This is a genomic window from Sagittula stellata E-37, from assembly GCF_039724765.1.
Classification (GTDB): domain Bacteria; phylum Pseudomonadota; class Alphaproteobacteria; order Rhodobacterales; family Rhodobacteraceae; genus Sagittula; species Sagittula stellata.
Genome location: NZ_CP155729.1, coordinates 2,512,330 through 2,536,904, shown reverse-complemented (window position 1 = coordinate 2,536,904; position 24,575 = coordinate 2,512,330). Strand labels below are relative to the sequence as shown.

General features: G+C 63.4%; 19 protein-coding genes, 4 pseudogenes and 1 riboswitch. Of the genes and pseudogenes, 9 read left to right on the top strand and 14 right to left on the bottom strand.

The window, feature by feature from the left end; translation table 11 throughout:
* Nucleotides 1-46: 46 nt before the first annotated feature.
* The 5 genes and pseudogenes from ABFK29_RS12035 to ABFK29_RS12015 form a co-directional block, all read left to right on the top strand.
* Nucleotides 47-763 carry a C-terminal helicase domain-containing protein gene (locus tag ABFK29_RS12035; protein ID WP_198135759.1) on the top strand — a complete coding sequence of 239 codons (717 nt, stop codon included), beginning with the start codon at nt 47-49 and terminating at the stop codon, nt 761-763.
* 452 nt (nt 764-1,215) lie between these two features.
* Complete coding sequence (locus tag ABFK29_RS12030) at nt 1,216-3,135, top strand: trypsin-like peptidase domain-containing protein (RefSeq protein ID WP_198135758.1); 1,920 nt, start codon at nt 1,216-1,218, stop codon at nt 3,133-3,135.
* A gap of 484 nt (nt 3,136-3,619) precedes the next feature.
* Nucleotides 3,620-4,773 (top strand): IS3 family transposase gene (locus ABFK29_RS12025; protein ID WP_232281494.1). Its coding sequence is split into 2 segments (ribosomal slippage): nt 3,620-3,872 and nt 3,872-4,773, totalling 1,155 coding nucleotides; the frame shifts between segments, so codons are not numbered across the junction.
* Between the two features lie 360 nt (nt 4,774-5,133).
* Nucleotides 5,134-5,376, top strand: a pseudogene (locus ABFK29_RS12020) (transposase); the annotation flags it as partial.
* Between the two features lie 75 nt (nt 5,377-5,451).
* Nucleotides 5,452-5,630: pseudogene (locus ABFK29_RS12015) on the top strand (ATP-binding protein); the annotation flags it as partial.
* A 419-nt stretch (nt 5,631-6,049) separates the two neighbouring features.
* Here ABFK29_RS12015 and ABFK29_RS12010 read toward each other — a convergent pair.
* From ABFK29_RS12010 to ABFK29_RS11985, 6 genes are all read right to left on the bottom strand, one after another.
* On the bottom strand, nt 6,050-6,763 hold the full coding sequence (locus ABFK29_RS12010; RefSeq protein WP_005863112.1) for a GntR family transcriptional regulator: 714 nt from the start codon (nt 6,761-6,763) through the stop codon (nt 6,050-6,052).
* On the bottom strand, nt 6,733-8,226 hold the full coding sequence (locus tag ABFK29_RS12005) for a tripartite tricarboxylate transporter permease (protein ID WP_005863110.1): 1,494 nt from the start codon (nt 8,224-8,226) through the stop codon (nt 6,733-6,735). Before ABFK29_RS12005 ends, ABFK29_RS12010 begins: the two co-directional genes overlap by 31 nt.
* Entirely contained in the window at nt 8,226-8,690 is a 465-nt protein-coding gene (locus tag ABFK29_RS12000; protein WP_005863108.1) for a tripartite tricarboxylate transporter TctB family protein, read from the bottom strand. The genes ABFK29_RS12005 and ABFK29_RS12000 overlap by 1 nt, the downstream gene beginning before the upstream one ends.
* Nucleotides 8,691-8,783: 93 nt before the next feature.
* Nucleotides 8,784-9,761, bottom strand: coding sequence for a Bug family tripartite tricarboxylate transporter substrate binding protein (locus tag ABFK29_RS11995; RefSeq protein WP_005863106.1), 978 nt, complete (start codon nt 9,759-9,761; stop codon nt 8,784-8,786).
* Nucleotides 9,762-9,831: 70 nt separating this feature from the next.
* A complete protein-coding gene (locus ABFK29_RS11990) occupies nt 9,832-11,238 on the bottom strand; it encodes an FAD-binding oxidoreductase (RefSeq protein ID WP_005863104.1) in 1,407 nt (468 codons plus the stop codon).
* Between the two features lie 524 nt (nt 11,239-11,762).
* A complete protein-coding gene (locus ABFK29_RS11985; protein WP_157136607.1) occupies nt 11,763-12,044 on the bottom strand; it encodes a hypothetical protein in 282 nt (93 codons plus the stop codon).
* Nucleotides 12,045-12,106: 62 nt separating this feature from the next.
* Between ABFK29_RS11985 and ABFK29_RS11980 the strand changes: the two genes are divergently transcribed.
* The 4 genes from ABFK29_RS11980 (at nt 12,107) to ABFK29_RS11965 (ending at nt 16,377) form a co-directional block, all read left to right on the top strand.
* Nucleotides 12,107-12,808, top strand: a complete 702-nt coding sequence (locus ABFK29_RS11980) for a response regulator transcription factor (RefSeq protein ID WP_005863098.1) — start codon at nt 12,107-12,109, stop codon at nt 12,806-12,808.
* Nucleotides 12,798-14,189, top strand: a complete 1,392-nt coding sequence (locus ABFK29_RS11975) for a sensor histidine kinase (RefSeq protein ID WP_005863096.1) — start codon at nt 12,798-12,800, stop codon at nt 14,187-14,189. Before ABFK29_RS11980 ends, ABFK29_RS11975 begins: the two co-directional genes overlap by 11 nt.
* The gene (locus ABFK29_RS11970) at nt 14,186-15,274 is read left to right on the top strand and encodes an ABC transporter substrate-binding protein (protein ID WP_040605094.1); all 1,089 of its coding nucleotides are present in this window, start codon (nt 14,186-14,188) and stop codon (nt 15,272-15,274) included. The genes ABFK29_RS11975 and ABFK29_RS11970 overlap by 4 nt, the downstream gene beginning before the upstream one ends.
* 167 nt (nt 15,275-15,441) lie before the next feature.
* Nucleotides 15,442-16,377 carry a LysR family transcriptional regulator gene (locus tag ABFK29_RS11965; protein WP_040605093.1) on the top strand — a complete coding sequence of 312 codons (936 nt, stop codon included), beginning with the start codon at nt 15,442-15,444 and terminating at the stop codon, nt 16,375-16,377.
* A gap of 70 nt (nt 16,378-16,447) precedes the next feature.
* Here ABFK29_RS11965 and ABFK29_RS11960 read toward each other — a convergent pair.
* From ABFK29_RS11960 to ABFK29_RS11925, 8 genes and pseudogenes are all read right to left on the bottom strand, one after another.
* A protein-coding gene (locus ABFK29_RS11960) for an IS5 family transposase (protein ID WP_085983406.1) occupies nt 16,448-17,205 on the bottom strand; the annotation gives its coding sequence in 2 pieces (ribosomal slippage) (nt 16,448-16,884 and nt 16,884-17,205; 759 coding nt in all).
* A gap of 263 nt (nt 17,206-17,468) precedes the next feature.
* Nucleotides 17,469-18,088 (bottom strand): annotated as a pseudogene (locus tag ABFK29_RS11955) (DUF1028 domain-containing protein).
* 4 nt (nt 18,089-18,092) lie between these two features.
* Nucleotides 18,093-18,518, bottom strand: coding sequence for a RidA family protein (locus ABFK29_RS11950; protein WP_040605092.1), 426 nt, complete (start codon nt 18,516-18,518; stop codon nt 18,093-18,095).
* Nucleotides 18,519-18,532: 14 nt separating this feature from the next.
* Nucleotides 18,533-19,750, bottom strand: a pseudogene (locus ABFK29_RS11945) (flavin-containing monooxygenase).
* Nucleotides 19,751-20,295: 545 nt separating this feature from the next.
* Complete coding sequence (locus ABFK29_RS11940; protein WP_005863082.1) at nt 20,296-20,544, bottom strand: MoaD/ThiS family protein; 249 nt, start codon at nt 20,542-20,544, stop codon at nt 20,296-20,298.
* Nucleotides 20,544-22,781 (bottom strand): xanthine dehydrogenase family protein molybdopterin-binding subunit, encoded by a 2,238-nt coding sequence (locus ABFK29_RS11935; RefSeq protein ID WP_005863080.1) that lies wholly within the window; start codon nt 22,779-22,781, stop codon nt 20,544-20,546. Before ABFK29_RS11935 ends, ABFK29_RS11940 begins: the two co-directional genes overlap by 1 nt.
* Nucleotides 22,781-23,263, bottom strand: a complete 483-nt coding sequence (locus tag ABFK29_RS11930) for a (2Fe-2S)-binding protein (RefSeq protein ID WP_005863078.1) — start codon at nt 23,261-23,263, stop codon at nt 22,781-22,783. Before ABFK29_RS11930 ends, ABFK29_RS11935 begins: the two co-directional genes overlap by 1 nt.
* The gene (locus ABFK29_RS11925; protein ID WP_005863077.1) at nt 23,260-24,126 is read right to left on the bottom strand and encodes an FAD binding domain-containing protein; all 867 of its coding nucleotides are present in this window, start codon (nt 24,124-24,126) and stop codon (nt 23,260-23,262) included. Before ABFK29_RS11925 ends, ABFK29_RS11930 begins: the two co-directional genes overlap by 4 nt.
* A gap of 305 nt (nt 24,127-24,431) precedes the next feature.
* A riboswitch (FMN riboswitch) is annotated at nt 24,432-24,564 on the top strand.
* Nucleotides 24,565-24,575: the final 11 nt, after the last annotated feature.

The following is a 24,575-nucleotide window of genomic DNA, read 5'->3' as shown; positions in this document are numbered from 1 at the left end:
CGGGGACGGCCACCCGGAACCGGCAAACCTGTCGTGTCTCGAATGGATGCGAGGCAACCAGACCACGGTGTCCGAGGACCGCGGAATCTTCCTGCCGATGTCGCGCCAGATGCATCCCGACCTTTGTGCCTATGTCTCGGATCAATTCTATGCAGGCCGCCTGAGCGCCCATGACACCGCCGCCGCCCCTTCGGTTCAGGTCGAAGGTATGCCCGAAACCGGCGCGTGGTGGATCGATGTCGCGCATGAGGGCAACACCCAGATTGAATACGAGGAAATCTCCGCGATCCGGGACTGCATTGCCCGGTTGATCCGTGGAACTTGGCGAGACGGCCCGACCCGGCGCCCTTTGCGAGGATCGGATACCATCGTCGTCGCGCCCTTCAACGCCAAGGTCAATGCACTGCGCGACGCCTTGCTCGCTGAGGTGCGCGGCGGCACGGTAGACAAGTTCCAAGGTCAGGAGGCGCCTGTCTGTCTCGTCTCGATGACCGCCGCCAGTGCAGAAGAGCCTTCACGCGGCATGGATTTTCTTTTCTCCCGCAACCGGATGAACGTTGCCGTCTCCCGCGCCAAGGCGCTGGCCTTGGTCTTTGGCACGTCTCGTCTGCGCGACAGCCGTTGCGAAACGGTCGAACAGATGCGTCTTGTGAATGCACTCGCCGCGCTGCCTTGCAAGATCGCGGCAGGACAACACGCCCCTGACGCATACCGAACGGCACGCGATCCTGCACCGCACCGGGAAAAAAGCCCCGTGCGGTAAAACGCATTTTCCCGGTAGTCTCAAGCTACCCGAGATCTTCAACCGAAGCTGCCCCAATCGCCATGCACCGAGCACTGCCAACAAGGGTTAAATCAACCGAACTCCGGTAGTGGGCCTTGCCTTGTCCCCAAGCCGGTGAGCCTCCAAGCGGGACAGGCGAGCAAGCATGCGGCTGAGTACGGTAGGCTCGAAACCGGGCATTTTGGATTCCCCCGGACCTTGGACGCTTCAGCAAACCCACCGTTGTATCCAAGCAGCGTGCGAACCAATACGCTTTTCGGACACCACCCGCACGGTCAAAAGGCCCGCCCCAACTCGGCGGGCCTTGATGATTGGCATACAAGGCGATTTGGCCTAGGCTGCGGTCGGGTCGCCCTTCAACGGCCTGAACGGATTTCAGAATGACTTTTAAACTGGCCTTTTATCGCCCAGAACCATGCGGGAGAACTCGATTGAAACACACATTTTCCGTATTGAGCGGCGTGCTCCTTCTGGCGCAGGCAGCCCCAGCTCAGGATCTGCTGATGTTCGACGCCAGCACCTTTGGAAATGCCGTTCTGTCGCGCAACCAGTCCGCCCTTGCCGGAGCCGAACTGGAGGCGCAGATCGGTGACTACAACAACGAGTTCATCTCGAACTATGGTGCGACCTCTGTCTTTGCCCGCACGGGGAGGCCGGTCGGGCGGCTGGATATCCTGACCGACAAGGGCCACGCGCCCTGCACCGCCTTCCTGGTCGACGGCAACCGATTGGTGACCAACCACCACTGTGTGCCCGGAATCCTTGACAATGACCGGCTGGGGGCCAGCGCGATTATCGCCGTCCAGATCCGCCTTGGCTATGTGCGCGACGGGATCGAGGACGGCACCCGCATGTTCCACGTCAATCCAATCCCTCTGGAGACGAACAAGGATCTCGACTACTCGGTGCTGCAAGTGGTCGGGGGCGATGCCAATGCCGAATTCGGCGCGCTCGATCTGTCGGCCGCGCTGCCCGGTGACCGCGACCCGCTATGGGTGATCGGCCATCCCATGGGCGAGGCGCAGCGCATCAGCCGCGAGAAATGCCAGACCGACAGTCCCGCCGTCGCCTCGGGTCGGTTGCGGCACACCTGCGATACCTTGCCGGGCAACTCCGGCTCTCCGGTGATCGATGCCGACCTCAAGCAGGTGGTGGCGCTGCACCATGCCGGATCGCGCGCCGGGGCGGTGAACTTTGCCGTGCCCATGGCCGACATCCTCGCCACGTCCAACTTGCTCAAAGCGTCGGTGCAGACAGACGTTGTGCGCGACGACATCGAGGCAGAGCGCGCGCGCCTCGCGGCGGAAAAAGCGGCGCTGGCCGATGAAAAGGCCCGCATCCTCGCCGAAGCCGAGGCCGAGCGCCAACGACTGGCCGCCGAGGCAGAGGCCGCAAGGGCCGCGGCCGCCCGTGCAACCGCCGAGCAGGCCGACAGTGCCGCCGCCCGCGCCACCGTCGCGCGTGAGAGCCGCGCCAACACCGCGCTGCTCGCCGCCTTGGGTGTGGCTGACAGCACCGCCCGCTCCGCCGCCTTGCAACAGGTCATCCAGGACCACCCCGCCACCATGGCCGCACAAGCTGCGCAACTGGCCCTGACCCAGCTCGACAGTCCTGCACCCGCGCCGCGGGCCACCAAGCCCGAGCCCGCCTCCCGAGGGTCGGACAACCGCTTTGCCGCATTGCTGAACACACCGGTGCCCTCTCCCGACACGGCCCCCGAACTGTCGCCCGAAGAGGCTGAGGCCGCGCTGGCTTTTTCCCGCGAAGAATACCGCGACATCCAGCACACGCTGGACGCGCTTGGCTATGGGCTTGGGGAACCGGACGGGCTGTTCGGCCCGGCCTCACGTAGTGCCGTCCGCGCCTTTCAAAAGGAAAACCTGATCGAGGAAAGCGGCTATCTGTCCGCCAGCCTGCTGGACCGCATCGCCGACGAATACAACGGCGCGCCCGCCACACTGGATGGCACTTATCGCATCTTCATCCGCCGCCGCTGGGACGACGCTTATCACCGGCGCAAGCCCGACCCCGCCTATCGGCCCGGCAAGATCGAGACGATCGGGTCCGTTGCAATCCGGGTGGAAAATGGCCGCACCGACGTGCTGGGCTTTCAGGATCTGGCGCGCGTCGAGAGCGATGCCTACAAAGACCTGCGCGTGTCGCTCTCGCCCGACGGTAGGCTGAAGCTGCGTTCGACCATCAACTTTCTGTTCGGCAAACCACGCCCCAAAGTGCTGGACCTGAACGAACAGCTGGCGAAACGCTGGACAACCGGCCGCGCGATCACTTTCGAGGATGGCGAATGGGACGAAAGTTTTCACATCAATATCCGGGTGATGCGTCAAGAATAGGTGTTTGCTCCCCGCGAACTGTTCGACGTTCTGGGTGATGCGACCTGATCAGCCGACGCGATTTTCGGCTTAGCTGACGGCGACATCGTCGGAAACAATGACGCATTCACTAGATGATCTCGACGTCCTCTTTACCCGGGATATAATGCTGACCCATGGCCGCACACACCCGGAGCACCTTCGGCACAAACGCGGCACACAAATCCAGCCTTCCGGCGTGAGAATTTCGGCGGGGCACAGAACCAAATCAATGGCTTAAGAGGTATCGGCGAAAATGGCTCCGCACCCCACCGTCGGATCCAAAATCTCATATAGATTACAAAACGATACAGGCCGACCGCGGAGCGGCCTTCGTCGTTTTCGGTAGGCTCTGCAACAACTCAACAACATTGGGCGGTTCACAGTGAGCTGCCCCCCGAAATTCGGACACTGACATAAGCTACGATTTGCAGTCTGCTGATCTTCGACGAGAAGGAGATCAGAGATGTCGAAACGCAAGCAGCACGCGCCTGAGTTCAAGGCAAAGGTCGCGCTGGAAGCCCTGAAGGGTGAAGAGACAGCGGCCGAGCTGGCGAGCCGGTTCGGGGTGCATCCAACGATGATTCATCAATGGAAGCGTGCCCTGCTCGAAGGCGCGTCGGGCGTTTTCGAGCGCGGGAGCCGCAAGAAGGCCGAGATTGACGAGGAGCAGGTGAAGGAGCTCCACGCCAAGATCGGGGAGCTGGCGGTGGCCAACTCTTTTTTGGAACGAAAGCTGAAGCCTTGGGGCGGGAAGTGAGGCGCGGCATGATCGAGCCTGACCACCCGGACCTATCGATCGGCCAGCAGTGCAAGCTGCTGTCGATCGCGCGCTCGTCTTTCTACTACACCCCCAAGGGCGAGACCGAACAGAACCTCTGCCTGATGCGGGGGATCGACGAGCAGTTCTTGGAGACCCCGTTCTTCGGCGTCCGGCAAATGACTTGGCACCTGCGTAACGACGGACACCCGGTGAACGAGAAGCGGATACGGCGGCTGATGCGCCTGATGGGGCTCATGCCGATTTACCAGAAACCCAACACCAGCAGGCCAGCAAAGGGCCACAAGACCTATCCATATCTGCTGAGAGGGCTGCGGGTGGAGCGTCCGAACCAGGTCTGGTGCTCGGATATCACCTACCTACCCATGCGGCGCGGGTTCCTCTACCTCGTGGCGATCATGGACTGGCACACCCGCAAGGTTCTGTCTTGGCGGATCTCGAACACGCTGGAGGCCGACTTCTGTGTCGAGGCGCTGAACGAGGCCATCCACAAGTTCGGCCCGCCCGAGATAATGAATACGGATCAGGGTTCTCAGTTCACGCCCTTCGCTTGGACGGATCGGCTCCGCCGGTCGGGCGTGAAGATCTCGATGGATGGGAAAGGCCGGTTTCTCGACAACATCTTCATCGAGAGGCTGTGGCGCACCCTGAAATACGAGTGCGTCTACCTGCATGCCTGGGAGACAGGATCGGAAACGAAGGCGGTGATCCGGAAATGGATGACCTTCTACAACCACCAGCGCCCTCACTCAGCCCTCGGCGGCAAGCCACCGGCGCTGGTCTATTGGCAGAGAAATGATATCAACCAACCCGGTCAGCAGGTGCAACGAGTAGCTTAATTTACGCCAGATACTGTCCAAGAGATGGGGAGTAGCTCACACCTTCGCTGCGGCAAGGCCGCTGCGCAGAACGTCGATTTGCTCGATGGTATGGCAGAGCGCCCACGGCGACTGCCGCTCTTGGTCGATCAACTGCGCTGCGGTCCGAGAGCAAGCCGTTGGGTCGGCCTGCCATGGAACGCATCTCGGTCACGCAGCGTCTCTTGCAGTTGCTCGCGCAGTTTCGCCGTCGCGCGGGTCTGATCGTGGTTCATGCCGACACCTCGCTATTCTGGACGGCTTCGGTCAAGTAGGGTCAGGACCAATTGGTTTGGTTTGGTTTGGCGTGGATGATTCACCGTTCGAAAATGGGTGGTTACCATGTCTGATCTTATCTGTTTGAGCGACGCACAGATGGCACGTCTAGAGCCTTGCTTTCTGATGTCCGATGGCGAGCCCCTAGTTGATGATCGATGTGTTCTGAATGGCATAACCTTCATTAATCGCAACGGTTTGCGTTGGCGCGACACCCCAAGGGAGTATGGCCCCCACAAGACGCTCTAAAACCGTTGGAAACGTTGGAGCGAGAACGGCGTCTTCGCCCAGATCATGGCGGGTCTGGCCCTAAGCCGGGAACTGGGCATCAACCCGAAGACGGTGGCCAAATGGCGGAAACGGGCGACGGTCGGGGACCTGAAGACCAACCTCGACTTTGGCGAATGGCCTTCCGTCTTTGGCCCCTCTCGTGACAATGCTTCGCAATGCACTGCCGGGCAGTGCATGCCAAGATGACCACGGCTCTCCTCGACCGCCTGACACAGCACTGTGACATCGTCGAAACTGGCAACGAGAGCTGGGGCTTCAAGACCCGCGAATGACCACGCCCCCGCTGGCCCGATACGGCTGCGCTGCATATGGGCTACACCGCATCGGGCCAGCTTCCGTGGTACCACAAGGGGAAATTTTTGGGCACCGATAGGAGGGCCAGTTTTCTGAACCTTTTGAAGGTCCCGACATGGCACCCAGCGCGCCTTCGGAAATCCACGAACGCCTTCACTGCCGCGTCGATCAGGACAAAGTGAAGCGCGGGATGGCGGTCTGAGGTTTAGTCCGGAGCATGTATGAGGCGCGTGGCAAGCCGGTTCCAACTGTCAGCACCGGCCGCAGCTTTCAGCCCTAGCAAGGGCGTACTGGACATTCAGACGGCTTCGAATTCTACGCTTGAGACCTGTCAGGCCGATCTGCGTCATCCGGCACACAAGAGCCTGCCGTTCTCACTCTCGATCACACCCTGGTCTCACCCGCGGTGCGCGCCCAGATGGCCGTCGACCAGGGCACGGCTGTACACGTCCTCTGTCCTGCGAATGTGAATATTCAGTGCGGCGTCGAAGGCTTCCAGATCGCCATCGGCCAGCAGCCGGGTCATTGTCACGTGTTCAGCCATGGATTCCGCACGTCGTTCCGCATAGGGCGCCGTGATGTTGGCACGCAGCGCGGCGATGCGCCCCGCCACAAGCGTGTTGGCATCGCGCAGATAGGAATTGCCGCAATGGGTGAAGGCGGCGTTGTGAAACTGCGTGTCCAGCCGCCCGTAGGTGTCGGCGTCGTCCCTGGCCAGGGCGTCTTCCATGGCCGTGACCACCGAGGCCAACTCGTCGAGATAGGGGTGTCGCGCGACCCGCAACGCAACCCGCACGCCTTGGGTTTCCAGAAGTTCGCGGTAATCGCAGATCGCCTTGATATCCTCCGGCGAGGTCTGGAACACGAAGGACCCACGCTTGGGGCGCACCACCACCAGACCTTCACGCGCCAAGAGCGCCATGGCGTCGCGGACCGGCGTGCGCGAGACGCCGAGCCGTTCCACCAGCCGATCCTCGGAAATGTTTTCCCCCAGCCGAAACGCACCCGACAGGATGGCGTCCCGGATTTGCGCAGCGGCGGTTTCGGCCAGCGACTTGGCCGGTCTTATCCGTTCGAGCGTCACTTCGCGGCCCTGCGCCGGAACAGCCACATCACCACCGGAGTGACCCAGACAAGCAGGACAAGAAGGGCAAGTCCTGCCGCGATGGGACGTTCCACGAAACCCGGTGCCATGCCGTCGGCCTTGATCAGCGATGTGACGAAGTTGCGTTCCACCAGCAGCCCCATGACGATCCCCAGGATGGCGGGCGCGACCGGAAAGCCGTTTTCCTCCATCACATAGGCAACGATACCTAGAACCAGCATGATCACAATCCCCGAGGCCGAGGAGTCGATGGAATAGGAGCCGACGATGCAGAAGATCAGGATCAGCGGTGCAAGTGTCAGTTTCGGCACCCGCAGTACCTGCGAGGCCAGCGCGACGGCCAAAAGACCCAGCGGCACGATCAGCAGGTTCGCGATGAGAAAGACCAGGAAGATCGCCATGATCTTGTCCCCCGACGTCAGGAAGACCATCGGGCCGGGGTTCAGTCCCTTGACGTAGAGCACACCGATCACGATTGCCGTGATGCTGTCCCCGGGGATCCCGAACACCATCGCGGGCACGTAGGCGCCGGATAGAGCGGAATTGTTGGCTGCGCAGGCTTCGGTCAGGCCGGTCTCGGTGCCCCTGCCGTACTTCTCCGGTGTTTTTGAAAAGCGTTTCGATACCGCGTAGGAAATCCACGAGCCGATGTCGGACCCGGCTCCGGGCAGAATGCCGATCACGGTCCCGATGGTCGATCCGCGCAGCAGGCCTGTCTTGGTCTTCCACAACAGGCTGCCGATGCCTTTGAACATGGCCAAAGGGTTGCCGATGGGCGCCACCGGGGGCACCTCATCGCGGTTGACGAAGGTGCGGATCAGCTCGGGGATGGCGAACATGCCGATCAGTGCGGGCACGAAGGCCACGCCGCCCAGCAAGGCGTCGATGCCGAACGTGAAGCGCGGAAAGCCCGATGTCGTGTCCATGCCGACGCTGGCGATCAGCAGCCCGAACAGCAGCGACAAGAGCGATTTCAGGATCGACCCGGTGCCCAGCATGACTGCCGCCGACAGGCCCAGGAGCGCCAGCCAGAAGTATTCGAAGGATGTGAAGTTGAGCGACACCAGCGCCAGTTTCGGGGCTGCGAGCATCAGTACGAGCGAACCGAAAACGCCGCCGATTGCCGACGCCGTGACCGAGATTCCCAGTGCCCGGCCGACGCGGCCTTCTCGGGTCAGGGCATTCAGGTCGTCGATATAAGCGGCAGAGGCGGCTGTGCCGGGGATGCGCAGCAAGGCCGCAGGAATATCCGACGCAAAGATCGCCATCGCGGCGGTGGTGACGATGGCGGCAATAGCGGGAACCGGGTCCATGTAGAACGTGATCGGCACAAGCATCGCTGTGGCCATGGTTGCCGAAAGCCCGGGCACCGCCCCGACGAACAAGCCGAATGCCGCACAGGCCAGCATGACAAACGCCATGTGCCAGTTCAGCACCAGCGGAAGGGCCTCGGACAAATGGGAGAGCATTAGAACACCCCTTTCAGAACGCCCGGTGGCAGGGGCACCTGCAGGAACCGCGTCAGAAGTACATGCACGAGGCAGACGAAGACCACCGCCACCGCGATCCAGACCGGGTGGCGTTTGCCGGAAACCAGGAAGAGCACGGCCAGCAGCAGACTGCCACCGAGGGGAAAGCCGACGGTTTCAAACTGGGCGGCCAGCACACCGGTGCCTACGATCATGACGAGTGCGGTGAGAAGCCGGTCGTGTCGTCGCCAGCCGGGATGAAGCGCTGCGATCGCCGCGCCGCTCCGCAGCCCCGCCACGACCATGACGGCTCCGCCGAGCGCACAAAGGGTGCCGAGAACGACCGGGAATGTGCCCGGCCCGATGGGCTGGCCGGTCAGTCGCGGAAAGCCCGAAGCCGTCAGCGCGACCCAGGCGCCGAACATCACCAGCACGGCGCCGATGACGCTGTCATGAATTTTCATGCGTATTCCTCCCCCCTGTTCCTCCCATGGTACAGAGTGTGTCTGGCGCCCGAATATTTCCGGCGCCAGACGGATTGCCAATGCGCGGTCAGATCAGTTGGACAGGCCAACCGCCTTGAGCGTGTCGCTCAGCGCCGCGTCGGAAGACTTCATGAAAGCCTCGAAATCAGCGCCGGTGGTCCATTGCATCGCGTAACCGCGATCCTGCATAAACTTGGTGTATTCCGGATCCTGCAGGACATTGCCCAGAGCAGCGGTCAGCTTGTCGGCGACCTCGGGTTCCAGACCGGCCGGAGCGACCAGCCCACGCCACGACCCGAGCGCGAACTCATGTCCTGTCGCCTCGGTGAACGTCGGCACGTCGGGTGCGATGTCCAGCCGCGCGTCCGAAAAGACCGCCAGCGGACGGATCAGCCCGGCCTGCATCAGCGCGGCCGCTTCGGGCAGCGAGGCAGTGGCCATCTCGACCCCGCCCGCCGCCAGGTCCTGAAGTCCCGGCGCCGCTCCTTCGGAAGGCACCCAGGCGACGCGCTCGGCGGGCATTCCGGCGGCCATCAGCATGCCGGCAAGGGCAAGGTGATTGACGCCGCCCTGAGCGGAACCGGAGGCCTTGAACTCGCGGTTCTCGGAGCCTTCGAGAGCGGTCAGCAGCGCCTCGATATCGTCGTAACCGCTGTTGGCGTTCACGAAGATCGCGGCTGGGTCGGAGTTGTAGAGGCCAAGCGGCGTATAGCCGGTGTAGTCCAGTTCGGTCAGGCCCAGGTTGTGCATGGTGCCGATCTCCAGCGTTGCCACGCCGATGGTCTGGCCGTCGGGGGCTGCGTCCGCAATGGCGCTGTGGCCGATCACGCCGGAACCGCCGGTGCGGTTTTCAACCGGCACGGGCACGCCGATTTCCTTTTCCAGCAAGGATGCGATCATCCGCGCGGTCGCATCGGTGCCGCCGCCCGCACCCCAAGGCACGATCATGGTCACCGGCCCGTCGGGCCAGTCCTGTGCTGCGGCGGGCAGCGCGCTTGTCGTCATCAGGGCTGCCATCGCGGCCAGCAAATGCCGTTTTGTCAGGGTCATAATAAGTCTCCTCCTCTGCAGTGAACGCCTGCCCGGAAGTGTCACCGGCGTCAGGCGGTGGTCTTTGCGATCAATCGAAGATCTTCGTGGGGTTCATCAGGCCCTTCGGATCCAGCGACGTCTTGATCTGCCGCATCAGGTCCAGTTCCGCGGGGCTACGGCTGAGCGGCAGATAAGGTTTCTTGAGCGCTCCGATACCGTGTTCGGCCGACACGGTGCCCTTCATTTCGCCCACGATGCCGTAGACGACTTCGCTGGCCGCGCTCAACGGCTGTGGATCGGCGCCCGGCACCCAGGCGACGACGTGCAGGTTACCGTCGCCAACATGGCCATAGTAAACCGAGTGGCAGCCAAGCCTCTCCATCAACGCGGCCTTGGCACGGTTGGCGAACTCGTCCATGCGCGCCACGGCCAGACCGACGTCGAAGCTGATGTGCGGGCCGATGATTGCGGGGTTGGCGAATTCCGCGGCGGCGTCCCGGGTTGCCCAGAACGCCGCGATGTCGCTCAGGCTTTGGGCCACCGCGCCATCCTGAACCAAACCCTCGTTCATCAGGTGTTCCAGCAAAGCCTCGAAGCGCGGGCCGTCGATGTCTTCGTCCAGCCCCTGCATTTCGATCAGGATCGCGTGGCTCCCCTGCCCCATCGCCACGGGCGCACGAAGCCCTGTACGCTCGGTCGCCTGGTGCCAGTAGTCCGCCCACATCACCTCGAAGGCCGACAAGAGCGGGCCAAGCCGTTTGCGGCTGGCGGATAGCACCGAGAGCACGGTGTCGTAATCGGGCACGATGCAAAGCGCCGCACTGGTGCAACCCGGCTGCGGGTAAAGGCGCAGGACGACGCGTGTGATGACCCCAAGCGTCCCTTCCGTCCCCAGGAACAGTTGCTTGAGGTCATAGCCCGCGTTGTTCTTGATCATCCGGTTCAGCATCGGCAGCAGGGTGCCGTCAGGCAGAACGGCCTCGACCCCCAGAACCAGATCGCGGGTCATTCCGTAGCGGATTACCCGGTTTCCACCCGCGTTGGTAGAGAGGTTGCCGCCGATGGCACAGGAGCCGCGCGCACCGAGGTCGAGGGGAAAGAAGAGCCCCGCTTCGGCTGCGGCTTTCTGGATGGTTTCCAGGGGCGTGCCCGCGCGGACCGTCATCGTCATGCCGTCCGGGTCCAGATCCTCGATCCCCGCCATACGTTCCAGAGACAATGCGATCCCACCGTCCAGCGGGCGTGCGCCGCCGCATAGGCCGGTCAGCCCGCCCTGAGGCGTGACGACAATATCGTGTGCGTGGCAGTGTTGCAGGATCGCGACCACTTCATCCGTAGTCGTCGGGCGCAGAACGGCGACGGGGTTTGCAGGAGGAAGAAAGCTCCAGTCGGTGCGGTTGCGCGCTGGCAGATCCGCCCCGGCAAGGTAGCCTGCAGGCCCCAGCAGATTGCGCAGCGCCGACAGGGTGTCGGTTCCGGTGCTCTCGTCTGACATCTGCTCCTCCCCGAACTGATGTATGTTACGTATAACGAGCGGTGAGAACTGGCAATTGATTTCTTGCAAGGCGCATTGCCATGAATCGGTGGGACATGGTTGTCCGGGGAAGAGACGGATCGGAACGTCTGTTGTCCTTCAGCGGCGGCCTGCATGCGCAACCCGCAGACTATGACCGATGCCAGTAGATGAAGACGGGTGGCGCTGCGCTTCTGGGCAGCACCATGAGCGGTGCCGCAATCACCCCGACAACGGTGTCATCGACCAATCGATGATCCAGATTTTGCCGCACGGGAATTGTTTGGAGCGAGCCAGGCTATCTTCCGTAATCTGGGCCGCGATACCCCCGATCAACAGAGATGCCAGCGGACACCAGCCAAATTCCGGCGCCGTGGTGCGAATGCCCGGCAGGATCAGCAGTTCTGTGAGTTGTCCCGCCCGATCCATACGGCTGGCGGATCACGGGCGCGATGGCGCCGCCCTCACGACGGGAACTGCACGGGCTTCGTATCGCGCGACTGCTGTCACTCGCCTCCTTCTTCCTGAGCAGCAAGAACGGGGCGTCGAGCATGGCGACCGGCGTCATCGCCAGCAAGAAGAAGCCGGGGCACAAATTCAGGTCTGTCACCCGATGCAAGACGCGGCATCTTGAACAGTGAGCCCTTGCGAAAAGCCGCCATTACCAGGCTCACCGGCGTCATCATAAGCGGCTTGGAGACATAGCACGCACCGATCTGCGCGGTATGCTCCAGCGGATGGAAAAAGGGCACCACGGACGACAGGTCCGTGGCAATAACCACCCGCATGTTTCGCTCCGCCTGTGCGCGGGCTTCAAGGAACCGGCTGGTTTTTTCCCCGGAACTGAAGGATGCTGAATCAGGGAGGATTGTTTGCCGATATGCGTCTGCTTCTGGTCGAAGACACAGCGGATGTTGCGGATGCCATCGTTGCGAGCTTCGGGCATCGCGGCGATGCAGTGGATCATGTGAATTCGGTCGAGGACGCTTTGGGCGCACTGGCTGTTCAGGACTACGACGTGATCATCCTCGATATCGGCCTGCCCGACGGACTGGGAACCGACATTCTGTCCAGCCTCCGCAGCCGCGGCACACCCACGCCCGTGATGATGCTGACCGCACGTTCCAACATCGAGGACCGCGTCGCGGCGCTCGACAAGGGGGCCGACGACTACCTGATCAAGCCCTTCGATCTGCGCGAATTGCACGCCCGCGTCCGCGCGATGTTGCGCAGGCAGGACGTGGACCGCTCGGGCGTCATCGAGTTCGGCGACATCACCTTCGACCCGGCCGGCCTCACGGTGGAGGTCAAGGGTCGCCCGGTGGCGCTGGTCCGCCGTGAGTTCAACGTACTGGAGATCCTGCTCGCCAACCGCGAACGGGTGGTTCCGAAGGACAAGTTGCTCGAACGTATGTATGCCTTCAACGACGAAGACGTCAGCCCGAATGCTGTCGAGCTCTATGTCGGCCGCTTGCGCAAGAAGCTCTGCAATAGCCAGATCACGATCAAGACACTGCGTGGGCTCGGCTATCAGCTGGTCGATGGGGACTGAGCCGCTGAACGGAACACGGCTGCACGGATCTCTGAGTTTCCGGCTCGGCGCGGCACTGGTTCTGGTTCTCGCCATAGGCGGTGTGGCCGTGTCGCTGGCGGCCTATGCCTACGGGCGCAGCGCGGCGCAGCAATCGTTTGACAGGCTGCTGATCGGCGCGGCCAACCAGATTGCCGGATCGCTGGGGCTCAGGGACGGAGAGGTGATCGTCGATATCCCGGTATCCGCTTTCGAACTTCTGTCGCTGGCCCCGAGGGATCGAGTGGTCTATGCGGTCTTCGACAATGCCGGACGGCTGGTCACCGGCTACGACAGCGTGGTGCTGCCCGAGCGCGCCGGAGGTTTTTTCAACGGCAGTTTCGCGGGCGAACCAGCGCGATACGTACATGTCAGACGGCAGATCGCCGAGCGCTCCTTCCTGGGCGCCGTGGACGTTGTCGTCGGCCAGACCACCGAGGCACGCCGCGAGCTGGCGCAACAGATCACGCGCAACGCACTGCTGGCGGTGGCCGTTGTCGGACTGGTGATTTCAGCGCTGGCCGTTCTGGCGGTAAACTCCGCCCTGCGTCCCCTGCGCCGGATCGAGCGCGACTTCGCTGCCCGCTCGAGCCGTGACCTGACACCCGTCGATGTCGAGGTGCCGCAGGAGATTGCCAGCCTGGTCGCGGCACTGAACCGGTTTATCGGACGGATCGACCGCCAGCTTAGGGTCATGCGCACTCTGATCGCCGATGCGTCGCACCAGCTTCGCACGCCGATTGCGGCGCTCAGGGCACAGGCCGAGCTGGCCCGCGAGGAGACCGATCCCCAGGATCAGCTTCAGATCGTCGAGAAGATATACGAAAGGTCGCGGAACCTCAGCCGATTGACGGACCAGCTCCTGAACCACGCGATGATCATTCACCGTGCCGACAGTGTCGACATGGCGCCCGTGGATCTGCGGGTGGTTGCCAGCGACGCCGTCGACCAGTTCGACCAGACCATGCCAGGCGCGGAGGCCGTCGTGCGTATCGACCTGCCCGAGGCACCGACGGTCTGCGACGGAGACGCGCTATCGCTGGTCGAGGCCTGCAAGAACCTGATCAACAATGCTAATGCCTATGGCAAGCCGCCGATCACCGTCTTCGTGCGCGACGACGGCGCAACGCTTTGCCTCGGCGTGCGCGACAGGGGCTATGGAATGGCGGAAGAGATGTGGAAAGATGCGGGTAAACGCTTTGCGAAACGCTCGGGCGTGTCCTCCACCAGCGCCGGGTTGGGACTGTCCATTGTCAGCGCGGTGGCCCAGGCGCACGGCGGACGGATGACGATCCAGCGCCCCGCCGCAGACCGGTTCGAGGTATACTTGGAGCTGCCGAGTGTGAGGGGCACAGAGGCATGAGGCTGCTAGGTCTGGCGTTTACCATGTTGCTCGCTGGCGGGGCGACCGCCCAGCCGGTGCCCGAAGCCGTCAAGTCGTATGGCCCCATCGAAGCGACGCGCGATCTTCTGGTGCGTGGCACAACCGATATCGCCCGCTTCGAGGCGGTGTTGAACCTTTTCGCGTCGCGCCCGGGCAGCCCGCGGATACTTTATGAGCAATGGGGCTCCAACGATTTGTACGAGATAACCCGGGCGGAATGCCAAAAGGGCGCACAAGCCGCCGACATGGTGATCAGCTCTGCCGTCGATCTCCAGGTCAAGCTTGCCAATGACGGCTGTGCCACGGCGCACCGCTCGACCGCGACGGCCCGCCTTCCCCAGGTCGCCAACTGGCGTGACGAGGTCTTCGGCATCACCCGAGAACTTGCCGTGATCGTCTACAACAAGCGTCTGCTCAGCGGGTCCGAGGTGCCGCGTTCGCGGTTCGACCTGATCGACCTCTTGCGGCCGGAAGACAGCAGGTTTCGTGGACGGGTCGCCACCTACGACATCGAGGCCTCGGGGTTGGGGTATCTTTTCGCCTTCGCCGACGCGCAGCAGGCGACGACGTTCGGCAGCCTGATCGAGGCCTTCGGACGCAGTGGGGCCATAGCGACCTGCTGCTCGGCCGAGCTGATCGACGGTGTGGCAAACGGCACCTACTTGATCGCCTATAATGTCCTTGGCTCGTACGCGATGGCCCGGGCGGAGGAAAACCCGGACATCGTCGCTGTTGCGCCAGACGACTACACGCTGGTCCTGTCCCGTGCCGCATTGATCCCCCGGCGCGCCAACGAGCCGGAGTTGGCCGGGGCGTTCCTGGATTTCCTGCTGTCCGCTTCCGGTCGCGCGTCCTTGCGTTCGGAACATCTGATTGCGCAGACCGACCAGGAAGACCCCGAGGCGCTGCGCCTGCTGGAAACGCCGGAAACCAGCCTCCGGCCCATCGCGCTTACGCCATCGTTGCTGGTCGGTCTCGACCAGCACAAGCGGCGGGAATTCGTCGCCCTCTGGCGGTCGACCTTCCCGAATGAGAACGGCGCCGCCGAAGTCCCGCCGGAATGACCGCGACCGCAGCCATGGGGCGCGTATCGGTCGCGCGACGATCATCCCGATGCAAGGTCGGGACTGCAAGCCTGTCCACATTCGGGGTGACATTGCATCGGGCCACAGCCTAACAGATGTCCGACACGACCGCGCCGCGCCATGCGGGACACGCCACCGGAGGCACGATGAGGTTCACCTTCCGTCAGATCGAGTATTTCATCGCCGCCGCCGAATCCGGGTCGATAAAACTGGCGTCCGAACGGATAAACATTTCGCAGCCGTCGATCTCCACCGCCATTTCCCAACTCGAACGTGAACTGGGCGCGCAGCTTTTCCTGCGCAGGCACGCGCAGGGACTGTCTCTCACGCCGGTCGGGCGGCAGGTGCTGGCGGAAGCAAAGCTCCTTCTGGACAAGGCGAACCGGCTTTACGAGACCGCATCGGAAGCCACCGAAACCGTGCGCGGGACGCTGGCGCTCGGATGCCTCGTGACGCTGGCGCCGATGATCCTGCCAGAGGTGTCGCAGAAATTCACCGCTCGCTATCCGGGCACCCAGGTGCTGCCAGGCGTGGCAGACCAGGAAACCCTGTTGAACAGGCTGGAGAGCGCGGAACTGGACGTGGCCCTCGGCTATGACCTGATGGTCCCTGACGAGTTCGAATTCGAGCCGTTGGCCGAACTGCCCCCCTACGCCATGGTGGCGCAGAGCCATGCCTTGGCAGATCGGCCGTCGGTCAGTCTGGAGGACCTCTCCGGTCACGGGCTCATCCTTTTGGACCTGCCACTGTCGCGCGATTATTTCATGGGACTGTTTGCGCGCGAGGGTTTGACCCCGCGCATCGTGGCGCGCATTCCGCATGCCGACGTGATCCGGACGCTGGTGGCCAACGACTTCGGCTATGCCATTGCAAACGTGCGCCCGCGATCCACACGGGCAATGGACGGGCACGACGTCTCTCTGCTGCGCATCGAGGGGGACCCGCAGCCGATGCGGATCGGCTTGCTGCGGATCGCCCGGCGCCAGCCGACCCGGCTGGTCTCGACATTCCGTGCGCATTGCCGTGCGTTGTTCGCAGACGACCATGTACCGGGCATGGACGCGCCGCCGCCAATGGCTTGAAAAACAGACGTCCTTGCCGAGACCCAAATGCACGCGCCGTCCGTCGCCTAGGGTCAGGACTCGTTCTCTCTCAAAGCCAGAAGATCACGGTCGCAGCGAGTGCGATCGCTGAGAAGAAGGTCTTTGGGCATCGGTCATAACGGGTCGCCACCCGTCTCCAATCCTTGAGCCTGCCGAACATGATCTCGATCCGGTTGCGACGCTTGTACCTGCGCTTGTCGTACGGGACGGGCGTCTTCCGTTTCGTCCGGCCCGGGATGCAAGGGCGTATCTTCTTGTCTTGCAAGGCTTCTCTGAACCAGTCGGCATCGTAGCCGCGATCTCCGAGCAGCCATTTCACGTCTGGCAGCCCGCCGACCAGCGCACGCGCCCCGATGTAGTCGCTGACGGGGCCGGCAGTCAGGAACAGGTCGATGGGCCGGCCATGGCTGTCGCAGACGGCGTGCAACTTCGTGTTCATGCCTCCCTTCGTCCGGCCAATCAGCCGTCCACGCCCCCCTTTTTCACGCCCAGGCTGGACGCCGTGCGATGGGCCTTCAGATGAGTTGCGTCGATCATCACGGTCGTCTCCTCACCATGCTCGCCCGCCAGCCCGGCCATGATCCGGGCGAAGACGCCTCTATCGCTCCACCGCTTCCAGCGGTTGTAGAGTGTCTTGTGCGGGCCGTATTCCCTTGGCGCATCTCGCCACCGCAATCCATTGCGATTGATAAAGATAATACCGCTCAGAACGCGCCGGTCATCAACCCGGGGCTTGCCGTGCGACTTGGGGAAGTAAGGCTCCAGACGCGCCATCTGCGCATCGCTCAACCAGTAGAGATCAGACATGTTCACCGCTCGTTTTCGAACGGTGAATCACGCTCGCTCAACCAAATCAATGGGTCCTGAACCTAAGCGACGACATCTCGGACAGTCCACTTTCTGCTGCGAGAGAAACCCTCAACGCCAACAGGCGCCGCGCACCTGTCGGCATAAATACCGGTCTTCTGAACGGCAAGCCAGCCGATCAAACCGACTGACCGGCCCAACCCACAAGTTTCCCTGATCGATGACACGTCCAAACCAAAGCTCTCCGGTCGCGCCGTCAAAGGTCACTGATCGCCGGGCACTCCGTAAGATGGCGCTTCGCGCGGGTCGAGCGCTCTTTGCACGTAGGCGTCTAGCTGCGGTTTGTAGACGTCCCACGCGGCAGCGACGGCTTCGATCGGGCAGTCTTCCGTCCAGTCGCAACGCAAATCGGCTACAGGCCAGGACACCGTGTCGACGATCTTCAGCCCGGAGGAATGCACGGGGCCAGCCTCGCCGCCCGCGGCCAGTCCGGCGCGCACGCGGTGATCAGCCTGTCGCCGATGTGGCCAGTCGCATTGGCGTAGGCTTCTACCATCGCGCGCGGTATGCCGTCGTTCGCCAGAAGGTTGCCGCATGCCGCCGCGTCTTGCGCCTGAGCCTCCGTCCAGATTCCCAGCGCCCGGGACCCCGAATGGATCGCGGTTCCGCCCTTGGCGTCCACGGCCAGAACTTGCCGGTAATCCATGAAAGATCCGTCCCGTCGTACGGTCCGGACGGCCTCTGCCGCGCTGCTGCCAGAGGCCACCGCTCCAACGCCCGCCCGGGCATAGGAACACCGCGCCGCAACGGCCGGTGAAGACGAAGAGATCACGATACCGAACATGCCGGTTTCGGCGCAGCGGCCCACCAGGGAAAACGTCATGACCTCAGCCCTCTTCGTCGGGAATGACTGCGATGCCGTCGATCTCGACCAGCCACTCGGGCCGGGCAAGCGTCTGTACCACGAGGCCGGTCGACACCGGGTGGACACCCCTCAGGCATTCGCCCATCGTTCGATAGACGGCTTCGCGATGCCGAACATCGGTGATGTAGACGACCACCTTCACCAGATGCGCCATCTCACCGCCCGCCTCTTCGATCAACTGGCGGATGTTCTGCATGACCTTGTGCGTCTGCTCGACCGGGTCGTGGCTGTCGATGTTCTGCGCCGTGTCGAGGTCCTGCGGACACTGGCCGCGCAGCCAGACGGTCCGGCCGCCGCGTGTCACGACAGCCTGACACAGATCGTTGTCCAAAGACTGCTCCGGGTAGGTTTCGCGCGTGTTGAACTTGCGTATGCGGGTATGGGCCACCTTGCGGGTCCTTCTCATTCTTCCGCCGCGCCAAGGCCGCCGGCCTGCGCGTCATAGGTTTCGTAGGCGCTCTGAATGGCGATCTGGTCGGCCACATGCGTCACGTCGTGCCAGACACCCCAAATGAAGCTCGATCCGCGCCGGGACAACCACGGCAATCCGACATAATACAAGCCGCGCACCGACGAAACACCGCGCTGATGGCGGGGTTTCCCGGTGTCGTCCAGAACATCCACGTCCAGCCAATTGTAGTCGAGCGCATAGCCCGTCGCCCAGATCACCGTGCCGACGCCCGCCTGTGACAGGTTCAGCTCGGTCAGCGGATTGGTCATGCAGTCCGGGTCATTCGGAAAGACACGCGCCTCGGGCTCTTCCGGCAGATCGAGACCGTTTGCGGTCACGTATGCGTCGGCCTCGTCAAGGAGCGAGAGCAGGTTGGCATCGCCGCGCGCGATGTTCGGGATCAGATCGGGCGCGAACCGCAGGACGCCGTCCTCACAGCTTTCGGTGCGCCCGACGAGGGTCAGCCCGTCATGCGCCAGCCTGCGGAAATCGGCGGTCTCGCCACCGCGCGCACCGCTGACTGCGATGGTCACATGATCGGTGCCCGGCGCTGGCGCCGCCATGTCCCACTTGCCCAGCACGCCAAGCCACCAGACGAAGTCGCGACCACGGTAGCGGCGCGGCGGCCGGTCGTGCGGGCCGACCGAGAGATAGACTTTGCGCCCTGCAATGTTGAGCTCATCCGCGATCTGTACACCCGACGATCCGGCGCCGACCACCAGCACTGCACCTTGTGGAAGGGCGTCAGGACTTCGGTAATCGGCGGAGTGGATCTGCTGCACAGCCGTCTGTTTGGGGATCACGGGCGGGATCACAGGCACTTGGAACGGTCCCGTCACGCTGACGACGGACTGCGCTTCGTAGACGCCATGTGTGGTCTCGAACCGAAATCCCGTGCGGCCCTCCAGACGCGAGACTCGCCTCACCTCGACCCCGCATGGGACGGGCGCCTGAATGCGTGTCGTATAACGTTCGAAATAGTCGGCCACGCTGTCCTTGTGGACGAAGGCCTCTCCACCCTCGTCGAGGGCCATACCGGGAAAGCGATCATGCCGGGCCGGACCATTCGCAACGAGCGAATCCCAGCGGCCTGTCCGCTAGCGCTCGGCGATCCGGTCCATTTCGAGAACGACATGCGCGATATCGTGACATGACAGGTGTTTGCTCATGGCGACGCCGGCCTGTCCCGCGCCGATGACGAGCGTGTCGATGCTCTCAACAGTCGTCCAGTGTCCTTCTGTCCGGGTGCGTGCCTGCGTCGGGGCACATGGCTTCGCGTCACAATACGTTCGAAATGGGTTCGAATAATTATTCAATCCGTTTCCGTTGCTTTGGCTTTTCCGACGCAACGCATGTGACTGCAAACCCGGCGTCACAAAGGCGGCATCGCCACTCGTGAGACATCGCAACGCGGATTGTACGGCATGAGACGCCGGAATTGCGCAGCGAAGAGACCGCGTTTCTTAAGATTACAGGTTCGAACCGGATGTTTCTGGGCATGTACCAGTCCGCTTTGCTGTGCCCAGCAAGCACGAACGGAATTGGACCATTCAGGTCCACGAATGCACCCCAATTACCCAGTCGATTTCATGGCATGCACAATGCGGGGATGCCGGGATGGCAACAGACATGCCGCCACAGGCGATGTGCGCCATCCAAGACGACCACTCCAGAAGAATCCGGACACCAGCCGCCGGCATCCGGGCGAGCGAAGTCAGCCGCCTTTCAGTCTTTGCATCAGGTAGATCTCGTTGTCCGGCGTGATCTGCTGGTGGCGTGACGTGGTCATCTCGCCGTCGATGACAACGGAGACGCCGGCATCCAGTACAGGTTTGACGCCCGGATGCGCCGTCGCCAGCGCATCCAGTGCCTCGCCCACGGTCGAGGCCTCGACCTCGACCGTTTCGGCGCCGTCCGTCAGGCGCCGCAGGCCGGACCACAGGTGGACCGTCACCTGCGCCATCAGCGCGACTTCAGCGCAGCAAGGAGCTTTGGCGGGCTGATCGGGAGATGCGTCATCCGCACCCCCACGGCGTCCGCGATGGCGTTGGCGATGGCTGGCAGCGGCGGGGTGATACCCGTCTCGCCAACACCGCGCACACCGAACGGATGGCCGGGGTTCGGCACCTCGACAATCACCGTGTCGATCATCGGCAGGTCAGATGCGACCGGCACCCGGTAGTCGAGGAAAATGGGGTTCGCCAGACGGCCCTTGTCGTCGTAGACGTATTCCTCGTTCAATGCCCAGCCGATACCCTGCGCAGCGCCGCCTTGGTACTGGCCCTCGACGTAGGACGGGTGAATCGCCCGACCCGCGTCCTGCACCACGAGGTATCGCAGGATGGTCACGCGCCCGGTTTCGGGATCGACCTCCAGATCGACGGCATGGGCCCCGAAGGATGCGCCGACACCGTCAGGCACCGATTCATGGTGACCAGAGATCGGGCCGCCCGTGCTGCCCATGTTGCCCGCGATTTCCTTGATGGTCATCGGGGGGAACTTGCCGGCATTGGGTCCGGCGGGCTGAGCGGCACCGTCCACCCACTCCACAGCGTCCTCGTCGATACCCCATTCGGCGGCGGCGCGGCGGCACATTTCCTTGATGGCGTGGCCCGTAGCCTCGACCGCGGCCTTGCCCGTGGCAAAGGTGGCGCGGCTGCCGTGGGTCGGTTCGTTCACGCCAAGCGCGCCGGTTTCCACAACGTTGACGCGCACGTCCTCGTAGGGGATGCCGAGCGTCTCGGCGACCATGAGCGACACAGAGGCCCGGCTGCCGCCGATGTCCGGCGTACCGATAGAGACCTGCGCGGTGCCATCCTCGCCGATCGCCATGGAGACCGAGGTTTCGCCGTTGTGATTGAACCAATAGCCCACGGCAAAGCCACGGCCCTGATTCTCGCCTAGTTCGGCCTGCAGGTTCGGATGGTCCTTCAGCGCGTCGAGGACCTCGACAAGGCCGATGGAGCCGAACTTCGGACCGTAGGAGGCCTTGTCACCGGACCGGACCGCGTTTTTCTGACGGACGGCGATGGGGTCAAGCTCAAGCTCGGCGGCCATCTCGTCGACAAGGCTTTCCACGGCGAACGCACCCATGGGCGAGCCGGGCGCACGGTAGGCCGCACACTTCGGGCGGTTGGCCAGCACGTCGTAGCCGATGTGTTGCACGTTCTCCAGCTTGTAACCGGCAAAAGCGCAGTACAGCGCCATGTCCACCGGGGCGCCCGGAAAGGCGCCGCCCTGCATCCGGAACTCGGCCCGGGCGCCAGTGATGGTGCCGTCCTTCTTCATGCCGATCTTGACGTCCATGCTTGCCGACGCTGTCGGACCCGTGGCGCGCAGCACCTCGGACCGGCTCATGACGATCTTGACCGGACGCCCGCCCGCCTTGCGCGACAGTGCCAGCGACAGCGGTTCCATGAAGATCGTGGTCTTGCCGCCGAAGCCGCCGCCGATCTCGGACGGTGTCACCCGCAATTGCGACGCTTCGACGCCCAGAACCGCGGTGCACATCTTGCGGATGAACCATTGGCCCTGGGTGCAGACCCACATCTCGCCTTTGTCGTCGCGCCCCATCTGCCCGACGCAGGCGTGCGGTTCGATGTAGCCCTGGTGAGTCGCCTCTGTCTTGTAGGACTTCTCGCGGACGATGTCGGCCTCGGCAAAGCCCTTCTCCACGTCGCCGTGCCCGAACTCCATGTACTTCACCACGTTGGGGTGGAGCCCTTCGGGTACGGTCGGATCGGCCGCGCCTTCACGGATCACCGGCGCGCCCTCGGCCATGGCATCGTCAACGTCGATGACATGCGGCAGGACTTCGTACTCGACTTCGATCAGCCGCGCCGCGTCTTCGGCGATCAGCTTCGACGTGGCGGCGACGGCGGCGACGGCATGGCCATCGTAAAGCGCCTTCTCGCCTGCGATGGTGTTCTCCTGAAGGTCCCAGTCCTCGCCGCTCAGTCCTTCGGGGAAGTCGGCGCGCGTTACCACGGCCTTCACACCTTCCATCGCCAGCGCCTTCGTGGCGTCGATCTTCACGATCTTCGCATGCGCATGCGGCGAGCGCACGACAGCGCCCCACAGCATTCCCGGCAGCGAGAAATCCGCACCGTAGCGCGCCCGGCCCGTCACCTTGTCGAGACCGTCGGGACGGTCAGGACGCGTGCCGACCAGCTTGAATTCGTTCAATCCGTCTTTCGCCATCACGCCACCTCCTGACGCATTTCAGCCGCCGCATCCATCACGGCGCGCACGATCTTGTCGTAACCGGTGCAGCGGCACAGGTTGCCCGCCAGCCAATAGCGGGTCTCTTCCTCGGTCGGGTCAGGGTTCACCTCCAGCAGCTTCTTCGCCGCAACAAGGATGCCCGGAGTGCAGAACCCGCACTGCAGCGCCGCGTGTTCGATGAACTTGCGCTGGAGCGGATGCAGATCGTTGTCCGATGCCATGCCCTCGATGGTGGAAACCGACTTGCCGTCGGCCTCAACGCCCAGCACCAGGCAGGAGCACACCAGCGTCCCGTCCAGTTCGACGCTGCAGGCGCCGCAGTCGCCGGTGCCACAGCCCTCCTTGGAGCCGGTCAGCCCGACCTTGTCGCGCAGACAGTCCAGCAGCGTCTCGCGCGGGTCGGCGAGGAATTCGACCGGATCGCCGTTGATCGTCGTTGTCACATGGATCTTGCTCATGCCTGTTCTCCTTTCGCGCGGGCGTAGGCGATGCGCGCGGCACGTTTCGCCAGAACACCCGCGATCTCCACGCGGAACTCCGAGGTGCCGCGCTTGTCACTGATCGGTTTGGCAGCGCTTTTGGCCACGGATTCTAGCTTCGCTATGGCGGCGTCGTCGAGCGTGGTGCCGATGATGGCCTCTGCAGCCTCCGGGACGAGGATCACAGTGGGCGCCACGGCCCCCAGGGCGACGCGCGCGGATTTGATCGTGTCGCCGTCGAGGGTCAGGTTGACCGCACAGCCGACCACGGCGATGTCCATCTCGGTCCGTGGAATGAAACGCAGGTAAGCGTCGCCACCGTGCTGTCCGCGCGGCGGAAGCAGGATCGCGCTGACCATTTCGCCTTTTGCGAGGTGCGTCTTGCCGGGGCCCGCGGGCAACTCTTCCACCGGGAGGGTCCGCGTGCCTTCCGGGCCGGTGATCTCGACCGTTGCACCGGCCGCCACGAGACCCGGCACGGAATCCGCAGCGGGCGAGCCGTTGCACAGGTTCCCGGCCAGCGTCGCACGGCCCTGGATCTGGGTGGAGCCCACCAGTTCCATGCCCTCGACCACACCGGGCCAGTCTGTCTTAAGCCCCGCGTTGGCCCCGAGGGCAATACCCGGCACCGCGACGCCGATTCGCCAGCCGCCGTCATCGGTGCGGGTGATGTCGCCAACCCCGGGGATCTTCTTGAGGTCGATCAGGTCGTCGGGTTGCACCATGCCCGCCCGCATCTGCACAAGGACATCCGTACCGCCGGCCAGAAACCGCGTCAGCCCGGACGCCCCCGCAGCAATGCCTGCGGCGTCCGTGAAACTCGTGGGACTGTGATATCGCATGTGACCTCCTTGCGTATGGCGGCGGCGTCCGATCCGCCCGGGCTCTTTCTGCCCTGAGACCGGGTGTTTGCGCCACCCCCTCTGGCCCATCTTGTCGCGGTTCATTTTCTGATCCGAGAGCCGGCCCCAGGGGTGTCGAGCGCGTACGGAACCGGTCGCGCAACCCGCCACACATTGAGCACCGATCCCGTCCGCCTGCAAACGCATAATGGCAGGGGCCGCCGTACGCCCCTGTCCCGCCGTCGCGAAAATGACGGGAGCCGACGGTTTCGCGCTGGCATCTCCCGACACAGCCGCTAGGCTGGCCGCGTTCTCAGGGCGGGGTGAAACTCCCCACCGGCGGTAAAAGCCCGCGAGCGCCCCTCCACAAGGAGGGGGTCAAGCAGATCCGGTGGAACTCCGGAGCCGACGGTCAAAGTCCGGATGGAAGAGACGCGACGGACGGGACC

Coding starts and splice junctions, on each gene's coding strand:
- ABFK29_RS12035 (WP_198135759.1), top strand. CDS start 47: ATGCGAGGCAACCAGACCACGGTGTCCGAGGACCGCGGAATCTTCCTG.
- ABFK29_RS12005 (WP_005863110.1), bottom strand. CDS start 8,226: ATGCTCTCCCATTTGTCCGAGGCCCTTCCGCTGGTGCTGAACTGGCAC.
- ABFK29_RS12000 (WP_005863108.1), bottom strand. CDS start 8,690: ATGAAAATTCATGACAGCGTCATCGGCGCCGTGCTGGTGATGTTCGGC.
- ABFK29_RS11995 (WP_005863106.1), bottom strand. CDS start 9,761: ATGACCCTGACAAAACGGCATTTGCTGGCCGCGATGGCAGCCCTGATG.
- ABFK29_RS11990 (WP_005863104.1), bottom strand. CDS start 11,238: ATGTCAGACGAGAGCACCGGAACCGACACCCTGTCGGCGCTGCGCAAT.
- ABFK29_RS11985 (WP_157136607.1), bottom strand. CDS start 12,044: ATGCGGGTGGTTATTGCCACGGACCTGTCGTCCGTGGTGCCCTTTTTC.
- ABFK29_RS11980 (WP_005863098.1), top strand. CDS start 12,107: ATGCTGAATCAGGGAGGATTGTTTGCCGATATGCGTCTGCTTCTGGTC.
- ABFK29_RS11975 (WP_005863096.1), top strand. CDS start 12,798: ATGGGGACTGAGCCGCTGAACGGAACACGGCTGCACGGATCTCTGAGT.
- ABFK29_RS11970 (WP_040605094.1), top strand. CDS start 14,186: ATGAGGCTGCTAGGTCTGGCGTTTACCATGTTGCTCGCTGGCGGGGCG.
- ABFK29_RS11965 (WP_040605093.1), top strand. CDS start 15,442: ATGAGGTTCACCTTCCGTCAGATCGAGTATTTCATCGCCGCCGCCGAA.
- ABFK29_RS11940 (WP_005863082.1), bottom strand. CDS start 20,544: ATGGCGCAGGTGACGGTCCACCTGTGGTCCGGCCTGCGGCGCCTGACG.
- ABFK29_RS11935 (WP_005863080.1), bottom strand. CDS start 22,781: ATGGCGAAAGACGGATTGAACGAATTCAAGCTGGTCGGCACGCGTCCT.
- ABFK29_RS11930 (WP_005863078.1), bottom strand. CDS start 23,263: ATGAGCAAGATCCATGTGACAACGACGATCAACGGCGATCCGGTCGAA.
- ABFK29_RS11925 (WP_005863077.1), bottom strand. CDS start 24,126: ATGCGATATCACAGTCCCACGAGTTTCACGGACGCCGCAGGCATTGCT.